Consider the following 21506-nt stretch of genomic DNA (forward strand, 5'->3'; position numbering starts at 1 on the left):
CGTGTCCGAGGACAACACCACCGGCCCCACGCCCGCCGCCGAGACCGCCGGCACGAAGACGTCGCTGCTGCAGCGGCTCTACACCGGTACCGGCGCCTTCGACATCGTCGGCCACCGTCGCCGCTGGTTCGTGGCGTTCGCGCTGCTGATCCTGCTGTGCGCCGGGTCGCTCGGGATCAAGGGCTTCAACCTGGGCATCGAGTTCGAAGGCGGCACGCAGATCCAGCTGCCTGCCCAGGGCGCGGACGGCCGGATCGACGAGGACGCGGCCAAGGACGTCGTCAGCGAGGCGACCGGTGTCTCCGCCTCGGAGGCGCAGGTCGTCGGCGTCGGCGACGCCGCGGCCATCCAGGTCCGGTTGAGTTCGCTGGAGCCCGGCCAGGTCGCCGAGGCCAAGCAGGCCCTGTACGACGAGTTCCGGCCGCTGGCGGCCAACGGCCAGCCCAGCGGGTCGGTGATCAGTGACAGCGCGGTCAGCGCCTCGTGGGGCGGCGAGATCTCCAAGCAGGCCCTCATCGCCCTCGGCGTGTTCCTGGTGCTGGTGGCGGTCTTCCTCGTCATCTACTTCGAGAAGTGGATGGCCGTCTCCGCCATCATCACGCTGGCCCACGACATCATCGTGACGGCGGGCGTGTACTCGCTGGTCGGATTCGAGGTGACGCCCGCGACCGTGATCGGCCTGCTGACGATCCTCGGCTTCTCGCTGTACGACACCGTCGTGGTGTTCGACAAGGTCAAGGAGAACACCCGCGGGCTGCTCAACCTGACCCGGCGCACCTACGCCGAGGCGGCCAACCTGGCCCTCAACCAGACGCTGATGCGGTCGATCAACACGTCGATCATCGCGCTGCTGCCGGTGCTCGGCCTCATGGTGATCGGCTACATCCTGCTCGGCACCGGCACGCTGCAGGACCTGGCGCTGGTGCAGCTGACCGGCATGCTCGCCGGTGTCGTCTCGTCGGTGCTGCTCGCCACCCCGCTGCTCGTGACGTTCAAGATGCGTGAGCCCAAGTACCGGGAGCAGGCCGAACGCGTGGCCGAGCGCCGCGCGGAGCGCACACGCGCGGCGCAGGCAGAGGGCGAGGCCGGCGGTGTCGACCCGGACGACTACTTCGACCCGGGCGACGACGCGCAGCTCGAGAGCGAGCTCCGCAAGGAGAAGGCGGTGGCCGCCGCGGCGTCCGTTCCCGCCCGCAACCAGAAGGCCCGCGACCGGAACCGGGGGCGCGACCAGCGGCCGCGGCGCTCGGGCACGCCGACCGGGAAGAGCACGGCGGGCAAGGGCACTCCGTCAGGACAGAGCACTCCGACCGGAAAGAGGAAGCGCTCATGACTCTCGACGAGGCCCTCGAGCTGATCGCCGAGTTGCCCGACTTCCCGGAACCCGGCGTGGTGTTCCGGGACCTGACCCCGTTGTTCGGTGACCCGAAGGCGTTCTCCACGGTGATCGACGCGCTGGCCGAGGCGGTCGGTGACGTCGACCAGCTGGCGGCCGTCGAGGCCCGCGGATTCGTGCTCGCCGCGGCCGTCGCCTACGCCAAGGGCGTCGGCGTCACGCTCGTGCGCAAGGCGGGCAAGCTGCCGTCGGTCGGCGGCAGCGTCGACTACGAGCTCGAGTACGGCACGGCGACCCTCGAACTGCCCGCGGACGCGGTCCGTCCCGGCGCTCGGGTGGCGATCATCGACGACATCCTCGCCACCGGCGGCACGGTCGCGGCGACGCAGTCGTTGCTCGCCGAAGCCGGCGCGGAGGTGCGGTCGGTGGCGATCGTGCTCGAACTGGCCGCGCTCGGCGGCCGTGAGCGGCTCGGCGACGCGCCGCTGCACGTGCTGAAAACCGTGTGACCCGCGTCCGGATCCCGCCTGCTCGCGTGACCAGGTGGGATCCGGACCACAGCGGGACCGTGAACCCGCCGTGAACGGCGCCGCGCCGACCGCTTCGCACCGGGGTCTACCCTGAAGGGACAGACACCCCCGCGCGATGAGCTGGAGGTACGGGTGAGCCAAGAGCTCGATTCCGTGGCAGCCCGGTCGAACGACGGCGACGGCCCCGCGCGTACGCAGGGCGGCGACGCGGCCTCGGCACCCGACGCGGGACCGGAGGGCGGCACGGCCGCCACCGGGCGGTCGGCATCGGCCGGTGGCGCGTCCCCGTCCGACGGGACCGCCGCGGCGTCCGGCGGCTCCTCGCCCGAGCGGGCGACGACCTCCGGCGACGACACGACGTCCGGCAACGACACGACCGCCACGAACGGCGCCACCGCGAACACGGACGCGACCCCGGCCTCCCGCGGGAATCCGCATCCCGGGGCCACGCGGGCACCGTCCCCGACGCGGCGGGTCCGCGCCCGGCTCGCGCGGCGCATCACGGCGCAGCGCGCCGCCCCGGTCAAGCAGGTCCTCGAACCCCTGGCGGCGATCCACCGCGAGCTGCACCCGAGCGCCGACCTCGCCCTGCTGCAGCGCGCGTACGACGTAGCCGAACACCTGCACCGCGACCAGCGGCGCAAGTCGGGCGACCCGTACATCACCCACCCGCTGGCCGTCGCCACGATCCTGGCCGAACTGGGCATGGACACCACGACGCTCGTCGCGGCGCTCCTGCACGACACGGTCGAGGACACGGGTTACTCGCTCGACCAGCTCGGCACGGATTTCGGCGACAAGGTCGCCCAGCTCGTCGACGGCGTCACCAAACTGGACAAGGTGAAGCTCGGCACGGCGGCCGAAGCCGAGACGATCCGCAAGATGGTCATCGCGATGGCCCGCGATCCGCGGGTGCTGGTGATCAAGCTGGCGGACCGGCTGCACAACATGCGCACCATGCGGTTCCTGCCGCCGGAGAAGCAGTCCCGCAAGGCGAAGGAGACGCTCGAGGTCCTCGCGCCGCTCGCACACCGGCTGGGCATGTCGACCGTGAAGTGGGAGCTCGAAGACCTGGCGTTCGCGATCCTGCAACCCAAGAAGTACGACGAGATCGTGCGACTGGTCGCCGACCGGGCCCCGTCCCGCGACACGTATCTGCGCGGGGTCATCGGCGAGCTGAACTCGCATCTCGAGGCGTCCCGCGTGGCCGCGAAGGTCGAGGGCAGGCCGAAGCACTACTACTCGATCCACCAGAAGATGATCGTCCGCGGCCGCGAGCTCGACGACATCCACGACCTGGTGGGCGTGCGGATCATGGTCGACGACGTCCGCGACTGCTACGCGGCGATGGGCGTCGTGCACGCGTTGTGGCAGCCCATGCCCGGCCGGTTCAAGGACTACATCGCCCAGCCGCGGTTCGGCGTGTACCAGTCGCTGCACACCACGGTGATCGGTCCGGACGGCAAGCCCCTCGAAGTGCAGATCCGCACCCACGAGATGCACCGCACGGCCGAGTACGGCATCGCGGCGCACTGGCGGTACAAGGAGACACGCGGGACGCACGGCGGCAACACCGTCGACGTCGACGAGATGGCCTGGATGCGCCAGCTGCTCGACTGGCAGCGCGAGGCCGCCGACCCCGGCGAGTTCCTCGAATCGCTGCGCTACGACCTCGCCACCCGCGAGATCTTCGTGTTCACGCCGAAGGGTGATGTGATCACGCTGCCCGTCGGGTCGACGCCGGTCGACTTCGCCTACGCGGTGCACACCGAGGTCGGCCACCGCTGTATCGGCGCCCGCGTCAACGGCAGGCTCGTCGCGCTGGAGCGCAAGCTCGAGAACGGCGAGGTCATCGAGATCTTCACGTCCAAGGCCGAGGGTGCGGGGCCGAGCCGCGACTGGCTGCAGTTCGCCGGTTCGCCGAAGGCCCGCGCCAAGATCCGGCAGTGGTTCGCGAAGGAACGCCGCGACGAGGCCGTCGAAACGGGCAAGGAGGCCATCACCAAGGAGGTCCGCAAGGTCGGACTCCCGATCCAGCGCCTGGTGTCGGCGGACTCGATGAGCGCGGTCGCCAAGGAGCTGCGCTACAACGACATCAGCGCGCTGTACGCGGCCGTGGGCGAGAAGCACACGAGCGCCCAGCACGTCGTGCAACGGCTCACGGCCCTCATCGGCGGTGTCGACGAGGCCGAGGAGGAACTCGCCGAGCGGGCGACGCCGTCCACGGTGACGCGGCGGCGCGGTTCCGGCGACGTCGGCGTGGTCGTGCCCGGCGCGAGCGACGTCTGGACCAAGCTCGCCCGCTGCTGCACCCCGGTCCCGGGCGACGAGATCCTCGGGTTCGTGACCCGGGGCGGCGGCGTGAGCGTGCACCGCACCGACTGCACCAACGCCGACGACCTGCGGAGCCAGCCCGAGCGGCTCGTCGACGTCGAGTGGGCGCCCTCCGAATCGTCGGTGTTCCTCGTCGCCATCCAGGTCGAGGCGCTCGACCGGCACCGGTTGCTGTCGGACGTGACGAAGGTGCTCGCCGACGAGAAGGTGAACATCCTGTCCGCATCGGTCACCACGTCGAACGACCGGGTGGCCGTCAGCAAGTTCACGTTCGAGATGGGCGACCCGAAGCACCTCGGGCACGTGCTCAAGGTCGTGCGGAACGTCGAAGGGGTCTACGACGTGTACCGGGTCACGTCGGCGGCCTGAGCGGGCCGCGGACTTCTAGCCTTACCGTCCATGACGGACGGAATCGACCTCACCCGCGACGGCGACCTCGCCCGGCTGACGCTGACCAGGCCGGCCAAGATGAACGCGATCACCCACGAGATGTGGTCGGCGATCCCGGGGATCGTCGCCGACGTCGAATCCGATCCCGCGGTGAAGGTGCTGGTGCTGACAGGGGAGGGTGAGCACTTCTCGGCAGGCGCGGACATCGGTGAGTTCCGGGACCTGCGGTCCACTCCGGAGGGTGTCGCGGCGTACGACAAGGCCGTGGACGCCGCCGTCGACGCGCTGGCGGGGATGGCCAAGCCGAGCATCGCCATGATCCGCGGCAACTGCATCGGTGGCGGCTGTCAGCTGTCGGTGGCCTGCGATCTGCGCTTCGCGGCGCCGGGATCCCGGTTCGGCATCACGCCCGCCAAGCTCGGCATCGTCTACCACTTCGAATCGACCCGGTTGCTCACCGAGCTCGTCGGACCGGCGCAGGCGCGCTACCTGCTGTTGTCAGGGAACCTCGTCGACGCCGCCCGGGCTCGGGAGATCGGCCTCGTCACCGACGTGTTCGACGACCTCGAGGGGCAGACGGAACAGTTCGCAGCGACGCTGTGTGCGCGCTCGCAGACGTCGGTGCGCGGCATGAACCGCATCATCGGGAAGATCGCCGGGGGCCTGACCGAACCGGACGCCGAGGTGCACGCGCTGCGCGACGAGGCCGCCCGCGGCGCGGACTACGCCGAGGGCGTGGCGGCGTTCCTCGAACGCAGGACGCCGAATTTCACCCACCGCTGACCCGCCCCTGGCGCCCCAGTCGCGGTGCGGGGTGGTCTCCCGGGCCCGGCGGCGCACGGTGCCGTCGGGCCCGGGAAGGGAACGTCAGCCGGAGACCGTCACGTCGGTGAAGCGGACCTCGGTGTTCGGCTTGCCGCCGCCGGGGGAGGGGTCGAGCGATCCGTCGTGCCCGGCCTTCGCGACCTTGTCCAGCACCTTCAGACCTTCGTCGGAGATCGTGCCGAACACCGTGTAGTTCGGCGGTAGCGCCGAAGCTTCGCCGTACACCATGAAGAACTGGCTGCCGTTGGTGTCGGGACCCGCGTTGGCCATCGCGAGGATGCCGCGGCCGTACTTGAGCTGCTGGAACGTCTCGTCGGCGAAGGTGTAGCCCGGGCCGCCGGAACCCTGGCCCGTCGGATCGCCGCACTGCAGCATCTGCAGGCCCTGGGTGCCGAGCCGGTGGCAGGTGGTGTCGGTGTAGTAGTCCTGCTCGACGAGGTTCTCGAAGCTGTGGACCGCGCACGGCGCCAGCGAGCGGTCGAGCGTGACCGGGATGTCGCCTGCGGTGGAGGACAGTGTGACGTCGACCGTGCCCCGGGACGAGACGTTCTTGCCGTTGGGTGGTTCGACCTGCTTGGCCGCCTCACCGCTCTCGGGGTACTCGCAGTCGGTGGGGTTCGGCAGCGGCTTGGTGCGCTCCGGTGGTTCGACCCGCTGACTGGGGATGGACACGTCCTCCGACGGCGCCGCGCTCGAACTCGCCTCGCCCTGCGCGTTCGCCGCGCCCTGGTCGTCGTCCTGGCCGGTGAAGACCACGATCAGGCCCGCAGCCACGACGACGACGCCGACGGCCGCCCCGATGCCGATGATCTTGCGTCGTTTCGCGCGTTCGGCCCTGCGAGCGAGCTGCCGTTCCAGCTTGCGCTTCGCTGCCTCCCGGCGCTGCTGGTTGGTCCCCACCTGGCCTCCTCGTTCACCCACGTGTTGGCTGGCGGCAGTCTATGGGCACGGTCTGTAAGACCCCGGTACAGGGGCCGCTACGCTGGACGCGTCGCGGATGCGGAGGTGGGAACGTGCTGGTCGCAGGATTTCCGGCCGGGGCGTTCCAGGCGAACTGCTACCTGCTCGCACCGGGGCCGGACCGGGCGTGCGTGATCGTCGACCCCGGTGAGGACGCGGGTGCGCCACTCGGCCGGGTGGTCGCCGAGCACGGTCTGACACCTGCCGCGATCCTCGCCACGCACGGCCATCCGGACCATGTCCACGCGGCCGCCGACACCGCGCGCGCCTACGACGTCCCCGTCCTGATCCGGTCCGAGGACCGCCGGCTGTTGAGCATGCCGTGGCTCGGGCTCAACGACGAACTCGCGGCCGGACTCGGCGACCGCCCGTGGCCCGAACCGCACACGGTGCGGGAACTCGGCGCCGACGGCGAGCCGGAGCCGGTGCTGGAACTCGCCGGACTGCGGATCGAGGCGCTGCACACGCCCGGCCACACGGCCGGTTCGACCGTGTTCCGCCTGGCCACCGGCGAGGGTGGACAGGTCGCGCTCACCGGGGACACCCTGCTGCCCGGTTCGGCGGGACGTACGGACCTGCCCGGCGGCGATCGCGCCGCGCTGCGCCGCTCGCTGGCGCGGCTGACGGCGACCCTTCCCGACGGCACGGTTCTGCTGCCTGGACACGGGCCGAGTACGACCATGGGGCAGGAGAAGACGTCGAACCCCTGGCTGGCCGCGGAGGGGCGCGGCACCGCGGAGCTTCGTTATACAGGTCAGGGTCATCCAGGTCAGCGTTATGCAGGCGAGCCTCATGCAGGCGAGGCTCACGCGGACAACGGTCACGCGGACAACGGTCACGCGGACAACGGTCACGCGGGCCGGGGCGACACGGAGGAGTGCGGAGGGGCGGACCGGAGCGGTCCGGCCCGGCCGCCACGCGGGCCGGCAGCTGCCGGAGAGAGGCGATCATGAACGAACCCGAGCCGACCGACCCGGACCTGCCGGACGTCACGGGCGGCGACAGCGGCGGGAACGCCGACGGCGCCGGGAACGCCGGGACTCCCGGCGGGAACGCCGCGGGCCGGTCCGCAGGAGCCGGTGACGAGCCGGAACGGATCGTGCTCTACGGCCAGGACGCGACGCTCCGGCGGAAACGGGCCGCCGCGGGTCTCGTGGGGGTCCTCCTGTTCGCCGCGGCGTTCGGCGGGGTGGCGGGCCTGATCGGCGGCCTCGGCGCGGGGCTGGTGGTCGCCGTGATCGTCGCCGCGGCACTGGGATTCGTGGTGGCCTCCAACGCACGTCGGCAGGTGTGGCTCGACGGCAGGACCGTGGTCATGCGCAGCTTCGGCAGCCGCCGCGTGGACCTGGTCACCGCGCCGCGGATCGAGCTGCTGCTCAGCGACGTGCGCGGATCGCGCACCGTGAGCCTGCTCGTCACGTCCGAGTCGAACAAGGCCGTGAAGGTGGACCTCGCGATCTATGCCGGGACCGGTGGCCGCGAGCTCGGCATTCTGGCGCTCCGCAGGCTCGCGGACGCACTGGCCGACAACATCGAGGCCAACGGCCTCGTCTTCTCCGAGCTGCTCGTGGCGCAGCTGCGGTCCGAGGCGCGCGGCGACGGGGCCGCGGATCGGCCGCTGTACCGCATCGCCTCGCTCGCGCCGCAGGGCAAGCTCGCGCAGCGGTTCACGATGGAGGCGGTGAGTCGGTTCGTCGCGTCGCTGGAGTGATGCGACGCGGCCGCGTCCCGTCCCCCTCGCGGCCATCCTCGCCGGCAGTGTGCTCGCCGCCGTCGCCGGTGCCGGGGTCCGGTGCCGACGTCACCGGGTGCAGTGCGGCGAGATGCAGTTCGATCGCCGTGAGCTGTTCGCGCAGCCCGTCCAGCCGGAGACGGATCGTTTCGAGCTGATACACCGCCTCGGGCAGCTCACCCGCCGCGAACGTGGCCAGCCGCTCGAGGTGCGAGGCCGTCTCGCGCAGTTCGTGCAGCGCACGGGCGAGTTCCGGGACGGCGGCCGCGCCCGCCACCAGTGCGGCCGCGGACCTGGCCACGCCCGTCGTGTGGCGGAGGACGTCTCCGGGCGCGGCGGCGACGGCTCCCGCCACCCGGCGCACCACGGCCAGCGGCAGGCTCACCAGACCCCGCAGGGACGGCAGCGCCGTGTCGTGGAGCGCCGTGTCGTGGTCGGCCGATTCCCGGCGTCCCGACTCGGGGTGTGGGACGTCGGACGGTGACGGTTCGGCGTGTGGGGGTTGCGGACCCGGCATGGCGTCTCCGCTCGGACGGTGGGGAGGTCGTCGCTGTTCGTACCCCACCGGCCGGGTCCGCAGCGCGGCGCCCTGCGGTTCTGTGGCTGCTGTGGTCAGGCGTGACGGGTGTGACTGCTGTGACGATCGGTGCAGCCGCCGGCGCCGGCCGGATCGTCGGACTCGCCGTCGCCGCCTGCCGGGTCCACGTCGGCGGGATCGGCCGGACCGCGGGAATCGGTGCGCTCCTCGGCGGCAGGGACGGCGTGGTTCTCCTCCCGCACCACGATCAGTGCCGCGAGCAGCGTCGTCACCGGTACCGCCGCGATGATCCCGATGCTGCCCGCCAGCGTGCGCACGATCTCGGACGCCAGCTCCTGCGACGTCAGGATCGGCCCCAGCCCGACGTCGGACAGCGACGCCAGCAGCAGCGCGGGCAGTGCCGCACCCGCGTATGCCATGACCAGGGTGTTGACGGCCGAGCCGACGTGGGCGCGGCCGATCCGCAGCGCGGCGCCGTAGAGCTCCCGCCACGACTGCCGCGGGTTCGCGCGGTGCAGTTCCCAGACGGCGCTCGCCTGCGTGACCGTCACGTCGTCGAGCACACCGAGCGCACCGATGACGATCCCCGCCAGCAGCAGGCCCCGTGCGTCGATGCCGTGCCCGAGCGAGCCGATCAGCGTGGAGGTGCTCTCGTCGAGACCGGTCAGGCTCGCGGCACCGGCGAACACGGCGGCGATCAGTCCGATGAGCGACAGACTCACCATCGTCCCGAGCACCGCGGCCGACGTGCGCGCCGAGAAGCCGTGGGTCGTGTAGAGCGCGACGAACATGATGAGCCCGGCGCCGGCGATCGCCACGAGCAGCGGGTCGCCGCCGTGGAGGATCGACGGCAGCACGAACAGCCCGATGATCACCGCGGTGACGGCCAGCGCGCCGAGCGCCGCGACACCCCGCCACCGGCCCAGCACGACGACGGCGAGCGCGAACAGGCCCGCCAGCAGGGCGAGCGGCAGGCTGCGTTGGAAGTCGCGGACCTGGTAGGAGGACCCGGCCTGTGGGTCGGCGCCGCTGTAGGACAGCACGACCGCGTCGCCCGCGGCGAATCGCGGATTGCCCTGCCCCGCCGGCAGGCTCTGGGCGATCGTGCGGCCCTCGGCGGGGCCGTCGGTGAGCGTGATCTCGATCTGCTGGCACGGTCCGCCCTCGCCCGGGTCGCCGACCTGCACCTGGCCCGGGGACAGGCACGGCCCCAGTTCGGAGGAGACCACGTCGCCGTGGACGGGCTCGCCGACGGCGTGGCCGCGGACGTCCTGCTCTCCCCACGAGTACAGCAGCACGACGGCGGCGAGCGCGGCGAGCGCGAACGGCGCGAGCAGGGCGGTCAGCAGGACCCGTACCCGGCGCGAGGCCGGTGCCGCAGGCTCGTGTCCGTGTCCGTGTCCGTGTCCGTGTCCGTGTCCGTGTCCGTGTCCGTGTCCGTGTCCGTGTCCGTGTGCGGCTGTGGCTGCGGTCGACGGCGTCTGCTCGCCGGAGCGGGTGCGGCCGTGCGGCTTCTCCGGCCCGTCGCCGGGGCGTGCGGTGCCGTGCCGCCTCGGACCGGTGTCGCGGTCGGCGGCGCGGCGCGGCCGGGTGCGGGTGGGGTCGAGCCCGTCGGCGGTATCGCGGACACCGGGACGCGCGCCCGCCTCCCGTGGGGGCGCCGGGCTCGCGGCCGGGTCGCGGGGCCGCCTGCCGCGTTCGGGCCGGTCCGCGGGCGCCGGGGCGCCGCTGTCGCCGTCGTTCCCACGGGCGGGCGCTCGCCCGGTCGTTCCGGGTCGGGGCCGGCGTCGCGGCTGCTCGTCGCGGGGATCCGTCCTGCGGGGAGCCCGGCGGGGACGAGACCCGGCGGGTCCCTCGTGGGGCGGGATCGGTTCGGGCAGGACCGGGCCCGTGTCGTCGTCGGAGAAGTCGCGGGGCACGGGGACATCCTCGCGGGCCGGTGCGGCGGGCCGGGTGCCAGGTCCCGGGGCCGGAGCAGGCCCGGTGACGCCCGGGTGAGACACGGAGCGGGCGGGAAACCTGGTGGCGATGCGCCGCGGGTGATTCGTTAACCTGGGCCGTCGGCGGTGTCGCCGCCGCTGTTGTCCGACCGTATTCTCCGCTTTCCGAGAGGACCCTGCGCAGTGCTTCGCACTCACGACGCCGGCACGCTGCGTGCCGAGCACGTTGGCCAGACCGTCACCCTGACCGGCTGGGTGGCCAGGCGGCGCGATCACGGCGGGGTGATCTTCGTCGATCTGCGGGACGCCAGTGGCGTCGCCCAGATCGTGTTCCGCGAGGGCGAGATGGCCGAGCGCGCGCACAACCTGCGGGCCGAGTACTGCATCAAGGTCTCCGGCGAGGTGTCGAAGCGCCCGGAGGGCAACGAGAACCCGGAGATCACGACCGGCGACCTCGAGGTGTACGTCAACGACCTCGACGTGCTGTCGGAGGCGGCGCCGCTGCCGTTCCCGGTGGACGAGCGCCTCGACGTCGGTGAGGAGGTGCGGCTCAAGCACCGTTACCTCGACCTGCGCCGCGACGGTCAGGCCCGCAACATGCGGCTGCGCAGCGACGTCAACCGCGTCGCGCGGAACGTGCTGCACGACGAGGACTTCGTCGAGGTCGAGACGCCCACCATGACCCGGTCGACGCCCGAGGGCGCCCGTGACTTCCTCGTACCCGCCCGGCTGCGGCCCGGCTCCTGGTACGCCCTTCCGCAGTCGCCCCAGCTGTTCAAGCAGCTGCTGATGGTCGGCGGGTTGGAGCGCTACTTCCAGATCGCCCGCTGTTACCGCGACGAGGACTTCCGCGCCGACCGGCAGCCCGAGTTCACGCAGCTCGACATCGAGATGAGCTTCGTCGAACAGGACGACGTCATCGCGCTCGGCGAGAAGATCGTCCGGCAGCTGTGGAAGCTGATCGACGTCGAGCTGCCCGAGACGTTCCGCCGGATGAGCTACGCCGAGGCGATGGCCAAGTACGGCTCGGACAAGCCCGACCTGCGGTTCGGCCTGGAACTGACCGAGCTGACCGAGTTCTTCGCCGACACTCCGTTCCGGGTGTTCCAGGCGCCCTACGTCGGTGCGGTCGTGATGCCCGGTGGGGCCGACCAGCCGCGGCGCACGCTCGACGCCTGGCAGGAGTGGGCCAAGCAGCGCGGGCACAAGGGGCTCGCCTACGTCCTGGTCGGTGAGGACGGCACGCTGTCGGGCCCGGTGGCCAAGAACATCTCCGAGGAGGAGAAGGCCGGGCTGGCCGACGCCGTCGGGGCGAACCCCGGCGACTGCATCTTCTTCGCCGCGGGCACGCCGAACAGCGCGCGTGGCCTGCTCGGTGCGGCGCGCGGGGAGATCGCCGACCGGCTCGGCCTCGTCGACGAGAACGCCTGGTCGTTCGTCTGGATCGTCGACGCGCCGATGTTCGAGGCGGCCGACGAGACCGACGACGTCGCGGTCGGCACCGGCCAGTGGACGGCCCTGCACCACGCGTTCACCTCGCCGAAGCCCGAGTGGGTCGACACGTTCGACAGCGACCCCGGGAACGCCCTGGCCTACGCCTACGACCTCGTCTGCAACGGCAACGAGATCGGCGGCGGTTCGATTCGTATCCACCGCGGGGACGTGCAGCGCCGCGTGTTCGAGGTCATGGGCATCTCGGAGGAGGACGCGCAGGAGAAGTTCGGCTTCCTGCTCGACGCGTTCCAGTACGGCCCGCCGCCGCACGGCGGTATCGCCTTCGGCTGGGACCGCATCGTGATGCTGCTGGCGGGTGCCGACTCGCTGCGCGACGTCATCGCGTTCCCGAAGACCGGCGGCGGGTTCGACCCGCTGACCAGCGCGCCCGCACCGATCACGGCGCAGCAGCGGAAGGAGGCGGGCGTCGACGCGAAGCCCGCCAAGCCCTCCCAGCCGGCCACGCCGGCGCAGCCCGCCGAGCACGGGGCCGCCCAGTAGCACGCGCGGTCGTGGGCGGCTGCGGAGCGAGCGTTCCGGCAGTCGGGGGACGCGGGTGGGCTCCGCGACCGCTCGCGACGTGACGCCGCATGGGCCGCACGGTCGAATGTCGCCGTGTGGCGCGGATTGCGGTCACCTGATTGTGGTCACTGTTCCCGTCGCACTAGTAGGGTCGGAGCCAATGACTGTGGACACCCCTCCTGCCGACGATTCGACCGTCGGCACAGGAGCGGACACTTCCTCCAGTGATACCGCCATGGCCGCGGTGACGGCTGCGGAGGCGGTTCTCGCGCAGCGATTCGGCAGTACGATCTCCCTGGTCGACGCCGAGGACCTCGCCGGGAGCGGCCCCGCCACGGTGGTGCGCGCCCGGGTGGCGTCGTCGCCGTTCTCCCTGCCCCGCACGCTCGTCATCAAGCACTATCCCGACGAACCGGGCGAGGGCGAGGACGACGCGTTCGCCCGCGAGGCGGCCAGCTACCAGCTGTTCACGGCGCTGTCCGCCGACGACCGCACCTGCCCGGAGATCCTCGCGCACAGCGCGGACCACCGGCTGCTCGTGATCGACGACCTGGGCCGGGCGCCGACGCTGCAGGACAAGCTGAGCGGATCCGACGCCCGCGCGGCGGAAACCGCCCTGCTGTCCTGGGCACGGACGCTGGGTCGAATGCACTTCAGCACGGCCAACCGTGAGGCGGACTTCAACGCCCTGCTCCGACGGCTCGGCAAGGCCGGGCCGGGGTCGGGACAGTCGGACTCGTCCGCACCGGCCGCCCCCGTCGCCACGACAGCCACCGCAGGGGCGGCCGACCCGGTGGACGCGGCGGCCGAGGCGCCCGCGTTGCTCGGGGAGACACTCGGTATCGACACGCCACCCGAGGTCGTGGCCGCGGCGCAGCGCGCTGCCGAGCAGGCGCGGTCGGCGGCGTTCCGTGCGTTCAGCCCGGTGGACCTCTGGCCCGACAACAACCTCGTCACCGGCGACGGCGTGCGGTTCCTCGACTTCGAACGGGGACGCGTGCGCAGCGCGCTCGTGGACGCGGCACACATGCTGGTGCCGTTCGTGTCCGGCCCCGAGCCGCTGGGCCTGCCCGCGGGCGTCAGCGAGGCGATGATCACGTCGTGGCGTGCCGAGGTGGCCGATCTGTGGCCGTCCCTGGCCGAGGAGGACACGCTCGACCGGTACCTGACCGACGCCGCGCAGCTGCTCGTGTGGGAGGCGACGTGCCGGTGGCTGCCCACGCTCGCCGGCGAGGGGGCCGCCGCCGAGAACCGTGACAACGGCGACCGCGCACGTGGTCACGAGCGCGGCACGGCCACGGCGCGCGCCGCGGCGCTCGCCACGTGGTGGCGCGACCTCGCCGACCACGCGGGCCGTGCCGGTGACCCGGCCGACGGCGCCGCCGTCGCCGACCATGCCGGGGCCGTCGCCCGCGCGCTCGACGGGCGATTCGGCCCGGACCTCGAACTGCCGCTGTACCCGGCGTTCCGCTGAGGCGTTCCCGTGTTCCGCCGGGTGCGGGGGCGGTGACGTCAAGGTTCGCCGGCCCGTATCCACCTCGTTACCCGGGTCTCACCGCGGGTGCGCACGGGCGCGCGACCGTGCCCCTGTGACGCTCGACAGCCGCGTACAGCCGGACCGCCTTCCGCGCCCCACCGTCCTGCCCGACGATCCCCCTCCGTCCGACCCCCTGCCGTCCGTCCCGTCCGTCCGGCCCCGGGTGCCCGCCCCACCTGCCGCCGGGGAGCCGGCGGTCGCGCCGCCCCGCCGTGTGGAGCGGCTCGCCGTCCTGGGCGACTCCACGGCCGTCGGCCTCGGCGACCCGTTGCCCGGCGGTGCCTGGCGCGGCGTCGGCCCCCTGGTCGCCGAGGCGCTCGGCGTCCCCGCGGACCGCTACGCCAACGTGTCGTTCACCGGTGCGCGGGTCGGCTGCGTGCGCACCGTCCAGCTGCCCGGCGTGCTCGACACCGCCCCGGACGTCGCCGTCGTGATCGCGGGGATGAACGACACGCTGCGGTCCGACTTCGACACCTCGGCGCTGGCGGACGACCTCGACACCACCGTGTCCGCCCTGCAGGACGCGGGCACGACGGTCGTCACGGTCCGCTTCCACGACCACGGGCGCGTGTTCCGCCTGCCCGGACCGCTGCGCCGGGCGCACGCGACCCGGGTGGACGCGCTCAACGACGTCGTCGACACGGTCGTGGCCCGCCGCGGTGCGCTGTGCGTCGACCTCGACGTCCTGCCCGGCGCCTACGACCTGGACTCCTGGAGTGTCGACCGGCTCCATCCCTCCGAACGGGGTCACCGGCTGCTGGCCCTGGCCGTCACGGAGGCGCTCGCCGGCGAGGGGTTCGCCGTCCCGGAGCCGGTGTCGCTCGTGTGCTCGGGAGGGGCCTCCGCCCGGACCGTCGACCACGTCGCCTGGCTGCTCGGCAAGGGAGTGCCGTGGTTGTGGCGCCGCGGCAGGGACCTGGTGCCGCACGCCGCCGGGATCGTGGCGCGCGACCTGGTCCGGGCAGGGGTGCGGGCCGCGGGAACCGGCAGGGCGCCCGTCGTGTCACTCCTGCGGGCGCCGCCGATTACGGTCGAGGGGTGCAGCAAGACGAACTCTTCACGGTGAACGAGGACGTGGCGCCCCCGCCGGTGTCGGACCAGCCGCAGGCGCCACCCGAACCGCCACCCGGTTCGCCGTTGGCCGTCCGGATGCGGCCCGCGTCGCTCGACGAGGTCGTCGGCCAGCAGCACCTGCTCGGCGAAGGCGCGCCGCTGCGGAGGCTCGTGGAGGGCGCGGCCCCGGCGTCGGTGCTGCTCTACGGCCCGCCGGGCACCGGCAAGACGACGCTCGCGAACCTCGTGTCGACGGCGACCGGCAGGCGGTTCGTCGCGCTGTCGGCCCTGTCGGCGGGTGTCAAGGAGGTCCGCGGGGTCATCGAGGAGGCCCGCAGGCGGCGCAAGTACAACGCCGAGGACACCGTGCTGTTCATCGACGAGGTGCACCGGTTCTCGAAGACCCAGCAGGACGCGCTGCTCGGGGCCGTCGAGGACCGCACCGTGCTGCTCGTCGCGGCGACGACGGAGAACCCGTCCTTCTCGATCGTCTCACCGTTGCTGTCGCGGTCGCTGGTGCTGCAGCTGCGGCCGCTCACCGACGACGACGTCGCCGGGCTGCTCGGCCGGGCGCTGACCGACGAGCGCGGTCTGGCGGGCCGGTTCGAGCTCACCGACGAGGCCCACGGCCACCTCGTCCGACTCGCCTCCGGCGACGCCCGGCGCGCCCTCACGGCCCTGGAGGCCGCCGCGGACGCCGTGAGCGTCTCCGCGGCCCCGGACGAGCCGGCCGTGATCGGCCTGGAGACCGTCGAGGCGACCGTGGACAAGGCCGCCGTCCGCTACGACCGGGACGGCGACCAGCACTACGACGTGATCAGCGCGTTCATCAAGTCGATCCGCGGCTCGGACGTCGACGCCGCCGTCCACTACCTCGCCCGCATGATCGAGGCGGGGGAGGATCCCCGGTTCATCGCCCGCCGCCTCGTCGTGCACGCGAGCGAGGACATCGGCATGGCCGACCCGACGGCGCTGCAGTCCGCGGTCGCCGCCGCCCACGCGGTGCAGTTCATCGGCATGCCCGAGGGCAGGCTGGCGCTGGCGCAGGCCACCGTGCACCTGGCGACCGCGCCGAAGTCCAACGCCGTCATCGCGGCCATCGACGGTGCGCTCGCCGACGTCAGGGCCGGGGGTGCCGGAACGGTGCCGCCGCACCTGCGGGACGGTCACTACACCGGCGCCGCGGCGCTCGGCCACGCGCAGGGCTACCGCTACCCGCACGACGTGCCGGAGGGCGTGCTCGCCCAGCAGTACCCGCCGGACGAGCTCGTGGGCCGCGACTACTACGCCCCCACGCAGCGCGGCGCCGAGCGGACGCTGGCCGAGCGCGTGCCGCGGCTGCGGCGCACCATCCGCGGCGAACGAGGCGACCCCGGCGAAGGGCGGTGACGTCCCCGCGCGTGGGCGACCGGCCCGCCGCGGCCGCCCACGCGGGCCTGCACGGAGTACGGGTGCGACACGCTGGGTCACCGAGAGGCAGGGCTGCCGCTCCGGACGGGGTGGCGCACGGTAGCCTCACAGTTCCCATCGACCCAAGGGACCGTCTCACCGATCCATGAATAGGGAGGGCACGTGTCGGCAGGGCAGATCGCCGCACTGGTCGCCGCGGGCGCCTTCGTGCTGCTGGTGTTGTTCTTGGTGATCGCGCTGGTCAAGCTCGGTCGTACGCTCGACGAAGCCACGGTCGCGATCCGCAAGGCGCACGAGAACACCGACCCGCTGTTGCACGGGGCCAGCGACACGATCACGCACGTCAACACCCAACTGGAACGGGTCGACGGCATCACGTCCGATGTGCGCACCGTGTCCGGCAACGCTTCCGCGCTGTCGTCGGTGTTCACCGCGACGCTCGGCGGGCCGCTGGTGAAGACCGCGGCGCTGTCGTACGGCATGAGCAAGGCGATCAAGGCGCGCCGCGCGGCGAAGGCCGAGAACGGCAAGCACACGCTCCGGCGCGGGAGGAAGAGCAAGCGATGAAACGCCTGTTCTGGCTGGGAGTCGGCGTGGCCGCAGGCGTCACGCTGTCCCGCAAGGCCAGTGAGACCGCTCGTCAAGCCACTCCGGTGGGCGTAGCCTCGAACCTGGGTGACGCCGTGCGTGAACTCGCCGGCGCCGTCGGCGCGTTCGGAGCGGACGTCCGCGCCGGCATGAGTGAGCGGGAGCAGGAGCTGAGTCGGATCGTGGACCGCCCGGTGACGCAGGTCCGGCCGCCGGAGCCTGATCGGTCGGCACAGCCCGGTCGGTCGGCACAATCGGGTCGGTCGGCACAGCCCGGCAGGCCGGTGCAGCAGGCGAGGATGTCGTCTCCGGCGTCGGCGCCCCCGCAGGCGGGCGCGCCCGGTCAGACCGGTGGACGCCCGCCGCGACCCGCTCGCCCCGCGGGCCAGGCCGGTCAGCAAGGCCTTCCCCAACCGGGACGTGGCCAGGGTGGCAGGCCGTCGGCGCAGCGCAGGTCGCGAGCTCCGCGGGCGGAAGGCTGAGGCCACCAGGCCACCGGGCCCCGTCGCCCGCCTGTGCCTTCCGCCGCCCCGGTCCGACGCCGTAGGCGGTCTGCCGAACCAGACCGCCGATCCCACCGGCGGCGGGCTCCCCGACGGCGGTCGTCGCTCATACCGCTGCGACGGTCGGGGAACCCGGAACCGGCGAGCACCCCGGTGCACCCGCCGGCCCGGAACCGCCGCCACATCTGCGAGGAAGCTCCAGTGGAAACACACGAAATCAGCAAACGGTTCCTCGACCACTTCGAGAACCACGGCCACACCCGCGTGCCCAGCGCGTCCCTGATCCTGGACGACCCGACGCTGCTGTTCGTCAACGCCGGCATGGTCCAGTTCAAGCCCTACTTCCTCGGCGAGGTCCCGCCGCCGTACCCGCGTGCGACGAGCGTGCAGAAGTGCGTGCGCACCGGCGACATCGACGAGGTCGGCAAGACCACGCGCCACAACACGTTCTTCCAGATGGCCGGCAACTTCTCGTTCGGCGACTACTTCAAGGAAGGCGCGATCGCACGGGCCTGGGAGCTGCTGACGTCCTCGCAGGACGCGGGCGGCCTCGGGTTCGACCCGGCGCGGCTCTGGGTGACCGTCTACGAACACGACGCCGAGGCCGCGGGCCTGTGGCGCGAGATCACCGGCATCCCGTCCGAGCGGATCCAGGTGCGGGACGGCAAGGACAACTACTGGGACATGGGCGTACCCGGTCCCGGCGGTCCGTGCTCGGAGATCTACTACGACCGCGGCCCCGAGTACGGCCGCGACGGCGGTCCCGTGGTCGACGAGGATCGGTACCTCGAGATCTGGAACCTCGTGTTCATGCAGGACATCCGCGGCGAGCAGAGTCCCAAGCTGGGCCACGCGCCGATCGGTGAACTGCCGCAGAAGAACATCGACACTGGCATGGGCATCGAGCGCGTCGCCTTCCTGCTGCAGGGCGTGGACAACGTCTACGAGACCGACCTGGTGCGCCCCGTCATCGCGCGGGCCGAGGAGTTCTCCGGCAGGCGGTACGGCTCCGACCACGCCGACGACGTGCGCTTCCGCGTCATCGCGGACCACGCCCGTTCCGGCGTGATGCTCATCGGCGACGGCGTCACGCCGGGCAACGAGGCCCGCGGCTACGTGCTGCGGCGGCTGCTGCGGCGGATCGTCCGCGCCGTCCGGCTGCTCGGCGTCCACGAACCGGTGCTGCCCGAGTTCGCCCAGGTGGTGCGTGACGCGATGGCGCCGTCGTACCCCGAGATCGCACGCGACTTCGACCGCATCAGCGACGTCATGCGCCAGGAGGAGGAATCGTTCCTGGCGACCCTGACCAGCGGCTCGCGCATCTTCGACCTGGCCGCCCAGGAGACGAAGCGCTCCGGCGGGTCGATCCTGGCCGGTGACAAGGCGTTCCAGCTGCACGACACCTACGGCTTCCCGATCGACCTGACCCTCGAGATGGCAGCCGAACAGGGCCTGTCCGTCGACGAGGACGGCTTCCGCACGCTCATGGAGGAGCAGCGGCAGCGGGCGAAGGCCGACGCGGCCTCCCGCAAGACCGGCCACGGCGACCTGTCGGTCTACCGGCGCCTGCTCGAACAGCACGGCGAGACGGAGTTCCTCGGGTACACGGACCTGCAGGCCACGGCCACGGTCCTCGGACTGCTCTCGGACGGGCAGCCGGTGTCCGTCCTCGGCGAGGGCAGCAAGGCCGAGATCATCCTCGACCGCACCCCGTTCTACGGCGAGAGCGGTGGCCAGATCGCCGACACCGGCGTGCTCGTGGGCCACGGCGTCGAGGTCACCATCACCGACGTGCAGAAGCTCGTGCCGGGCCTGTTCGTCCACCGCGGTGAGGTCACGGGCGGTGAGCTCGCGCTCGACACGGAGCTGACGGCGTCGGTCGACGAGACGCGGCGGCAGTCGGTCGCGCGGTCGCACTCGGCGACGCACCTGGTCCACGCCGCGGTCCGGGGCGCGTACGGGAACCGGGCCGCACAGGCCGGTTCGCTGAACTCGCCCGGCCGGATGCGGTTCGACTTCACCACGCCGGGCGCCGTGTCGTCGGACGTGCTGACCGAGGTCGAGGAAGAGGTCAACGACTACCTGCAGACCGACGTCGAGGTGTCCGCGTACACGACGACGAAGGACAAGGCGCTCGAACTCGGCGCGATCGCGCTGTTCGGCGAGAAGTACGGCAACGACGTACGGGTGGTCGACATGGGCGACTACTCGCGCGAGCTGTGCGGCGGCACTCACGTCGGCCGGATCGGTGAGCTCGGCCTGGTCAAGCTCGTGTCCGACGCGTCGATCGGCTCGGGGGTGCACCGCGTCGAGGCGCTGGTCGGCACCGACGCCCTTCGCCAGGTGCGGAAGGAGCAGCTCCTCGTGTCGCAGCTGGCGGGCACGCTGAAGGTGCCCGCCGAGCAGGTACCCGAGCGCATCGAGGACGTGCTGGCGCGCCTGCGCAGCGCGGAGAAGGAGATCGAGCAGCTCAAGACCCAGCAGGTCCTCGGTTCGGCGGGCTCGCTGGCCGACGGCGCCGAGGACGTCGCGGGCGTCGCGCTGGTCGCGCGGAAGCTCGACGGCGGTATCGATGCGGCCGGCGTGCGTGCGCTCGCGGGCGAGGTCCGCAACCGGCTCGGCTCCCGCCCCGGTGTCGTCGCGCTGTTCGCGCCGTCCGATGACGGCAAGGTCAGCTTCGTCGTCGCGACGACGTCGGCGGCCCGGGACAAGGGCCTCGCCGCGGGCACGCTCGTCCCGTCGTTCGCCGAGGCCGTCGGCGGCCGCGGCGGCGGCAAGCCGGACATGGCGCAGGGCGGCGGCAGCAACCCGGCCGGTATCGACCAGGCGATCGCGGCGTTGCGGAACGCCCTCGCGAACGGGTGAGTGACGTGGAGCCGGACCGGCCCGGGGCCGACGACCCCGGGCCGGGTCGTCGGCTCGCCGTGGATGTCGGTTCCGTCCGAGTCGGGGTGGCACTGAGCGATCCCGGCCCCATGCTGGCGACTCCGCTCGTTACGCTGGCCCGGGACTCGGAGGGGAATACCGACATCGGCGAGCTCGCGGGGCTCGTCGCCGAACACGACGTGGTCGAGGTGATCGTGGGACTCCCCAGAACGTTGGCCGATCGGCACGGTTCCGCCGCCGAGATCGCGGCGGACTACGCGCGGCGGCTCGGCGAGCGGATCGCGACTCCGGTGCGACTGGCGGACGAGCGACTGACGACCGTCACCGCGAGCCGGATGCTGTCGCAGCGCGGTGTCAAGGGCAAGAAGCAGCGTGCGGTCGTGGACCAGGCCGCGGCCGTGGAGATCCTGCAGGCGTGGCTCGACGCCCGTGGCGCGGCGATCGCGAGGGGGACCGGACCGGCATGACGAGCCCGCACGACGGACCCCCGCCGCGCGACCCGCGTGACCCCCGTCCGCCCCGGCGCCCCGGCACGGCGACGCCGAGCGCGCACGAGCCACCGCAGCCGGACGACCCCCGGCACGCGGATTCCCGGCGTTCGGAAGGTCGGCGTTCGGAAGGTCGGCGTTCGGAAGGTCGGCCGTCGGAACCGCCGCACGCGGAGCCGCCGCGGCCGCCCGCGGCGCGTCGTCCTGACGGGCAGCCCCCGCGCGGCCCGGCCCACGATCGGCAGCAGCCCCCGGGGCCGCCGCCCGGGCCGCCGCCGAAGCGTCCGCGCAGGCAGCCTCCACCCGAGGGCGGGGCGCGCCGCGCTCCGCAGGAACCACCGCCTGCGCCCCCACGCCGGCCCGAACCGCCGCGCACCTCGGCGGCGGAGGACCCGCCACCCGGGCGCGGCGACCGCTCGCGGCCGTCGATGCCGCCCGCC

The 21506-nt window shown here is 72.6% G+C and carries 16 protein-coding genes and 1 pseudogene; 14 read left to right on the plus strand and 3 right to left on the minus strand.

Features of this window, described 5'->3' with window-relative positions; genetic code table 11:
* Position 1: 1 nt before the first annotated feature.
* The 4 genes from secF to LY13_RS13565 all read left to right on the plus strand — a co-directional run bounded on the left by secF (position 2) and on the right by LY13_RS13565 (position 5373).
* Entirely contained in the window at positions 2–1333 is a 1332-nt protein-coding gene (secF, locus tag LY13_RS13550) for a protein translocase subunit SecF (protein WP_253828766.1), read from the plus strand.
* Positions 1330–1845, plus strand: a complete 516-nt coding sequence (locus LY13_RS13555; RefSeq protein ID WP_253828767.1) for an adenine phosphoribosyltransferase — start codon at positions 1330–1332, stop codon at positions 1843–1845. Before secF ends, LY13_RS13555 begins: the two co-directional genes overlap by 4 nt.
* Positions 1846–1998: 153 nt before the next feature.
* Complete coding sequence (locus LY13_RS13560; protein WP_253828768.1) at positions 1999–4569, plus strand: RelA/SpoT family protein; 2571 nt, start codon at positions 1999–2001, stop codon at positions 4567–4569.
* A 30-nt stretch (positions 4570–4599) separates the two neighbouring features.
* A complete protein-coding gene (locus LY13_RS13565; protein ID WP_253828769.1) occupies positions 4600–5373 on the plus strand; it encodes an enoyl-CoA hydratase-related protein in 774 nt (257 codons plus the stop codon).
* An 84-nt stretch (positions 5374–5457) separates the two neighbouring features.
* Here LY13_RS13565 and LY13_RS13570 read toward each other — a convergent pair whose 3' ends face one another.
* Positions 5458–6315 carry a peptidylprolyl isomerase gene (locus LY13_RS13570; RefSeq protein ID WP_253828770.1) on the minus strand — a complete coding sequence of 286 codons (858 nt, stop codon included), beginning with the start codon at positions 6313–6315 and terminating at the stop codon, positions 5458–5460.
* 113 nt (positions 6316–6428) lie between these two features.
* Here LY13_RS13570 and LY13_RS13575 point away from each other — a divergent pair, with 113 nt between their 5' ends.
* Both LY13_RS13575 and LY13_RS13580 read left to right on the plus strand, forming a co-directional pair.
* On the plus strand, positions 6429–7328 hold the full coding sequence (locus LY13_RS13575) for an MBL fold metallo-hydrolase (protein WP_308216328.1): 900 nt from the start codon (positions 6429–6431) through the stop codon (positions 7326–7328).
* The gene (locus LY13_RS13580) at positions 7325–8086 is read left to right on the plus strand and encodes a hypothetical protein (protein ID WP_253828771.1); all 762 of its coding nucleotides are present in this window, start codon (positions 7325–7327) and stop codon (positions 8084–8086) included. Before LY13_RS13575 ends, LY13_RS13580 begins: the two co-directional genes overlap by 4 nt.
* Here the strand turns inward: LY13_RS13580 and LY13_RS13585 are convergent.
* Positions 8043–8624, minus strand: a complete 582-nt coding sequence (locus LY13_RS13585) for a hypothetical protein (protein ID WP_253828772.1) — start codon at positions 8622–8624, stop codon at positions 8043–8045. The two genes, LY13_RS13580 and LY13_RS13585, sit on opposite strands and share 44 nt — an antisense overlap.
* A 95-nt stretch (positions 8625–8719) precedes the next feature.
* Positions 8720–10564, minus strand: coding sequence for a YibE/F family protein (locus LY13_RS13590; protein ID WP_253828773.1), 1845 nt, complete (start codon positions 10562–10564; stop codon positions 8720–8722).
* A gap of 204 nt (positions 10565–10768) precedes the next feature.
* Between LY13_RS13590 and aspS the strand changes: the two genes are divergently transcribed.
* The 8 genes and pseudogenes from aspS to ruvX all read left to right on the plus strand — a co-directional run bounded on the left by aspS (position 10769) and on the right by ruvX (position 21045).
* The gene (aspS, locus tag LY13_RS13595; protein WP_253828774.1) at positions 10769–12580 is read left to right on the plus strand and encodes an aspartate--tRNA ligase; all 1812 of its coding nucleotides are present in this window, start codon (positions 10769–10771) and stop codon (positions 12578–12580) included.
* 181 nt (positions 12581–12761) lie between these two features.
* Positions 12762–14075, plus strand: coding sequence for a phosphotransferase (locus LY13_RS13600; protein ID WP_253828775.1), 1314 nt, complete (start codon positions 12762–12764; stop codon positions 14073–14075).
* Positions 14076–14352: 277 nt separating this feature from the next.
* Positions 14353–15204 carry an SGNH/GDSL hydrolase family protein gene (locus tag LY13_RS13605; protein ID WP_253828817.1) on the plus strand — a complete coding sequence of 284 codons (852 nt, stop codon included), beginning with the start codon at positions 14353–14355 and terminating at the stop codon, positions 15202–15204.
* Positions 15177–16580, plus strand: coding sequence for a replication-associated recombination protein A (locus LY13_RS13610; RefSeq protein ID WP_253828776.1), 1404 nt, complete (start codon positions 15177–15179; stop codon positions 16578–16580). Before LY13_RS13605 ends, LY13_RS13610 begins: the two co-directional genes overlap by 28 nt.
* 183 nt (positions 16581–16763) lie before the next feature.
* A complete protein-coding gene (locus LY13_RS13615; RefSeq protein ID WP_183658843.1) occupies positions 16764–17168 on the plus strand; it encodes a DUF948 domain-containing protein in 405 nt (134 codons plus the stop codon).
* Positions 17165–17488, plus strand: a pseudogene (locus LY13_RS13620) (hypothetical protein); the annotation flags it as partial. The gene LY13_RS13615 and the pseudogene LY13_RS13620, both read left to right, overlap by 4 nt.
* Before the next feature lie 405 nt (positions 17489–17893).
* A complete protein-coding gene (alaS, locus tag LY13_RS13625) occupies positions 17894–20557 on the plus strand; it encodes an alanine--tRNA ligase (RefSeq protein ID WP_253828777.1) in 2664 nt (887 codons plus the stop codon).
* Complete coding sequence (gene ruvX, locus LY13_RS13630; protein WP_253828778.1) at positions 20554–21045, plus strand: Holliday junction resolvase RuvX; 492 nt, start codon at positions 20554–20556, stop codon at positions 21043–21045. Before alaS ends, ruvX begins: the two co-directional genes overlap by 4 nt.
* Positions 21046–21506 lie beyond the last annotated feature (461 nt).

It is taken from the genome of Prauserella aidingensis (assembly GCF_024171865.1).
Taxonomy (GTDB): Bacteria; Actinomycetota; Actinomycetes; order Mycobacteriales; family Pseudonocardiaceae; genus Prauserella; species Prauserella aidingensis.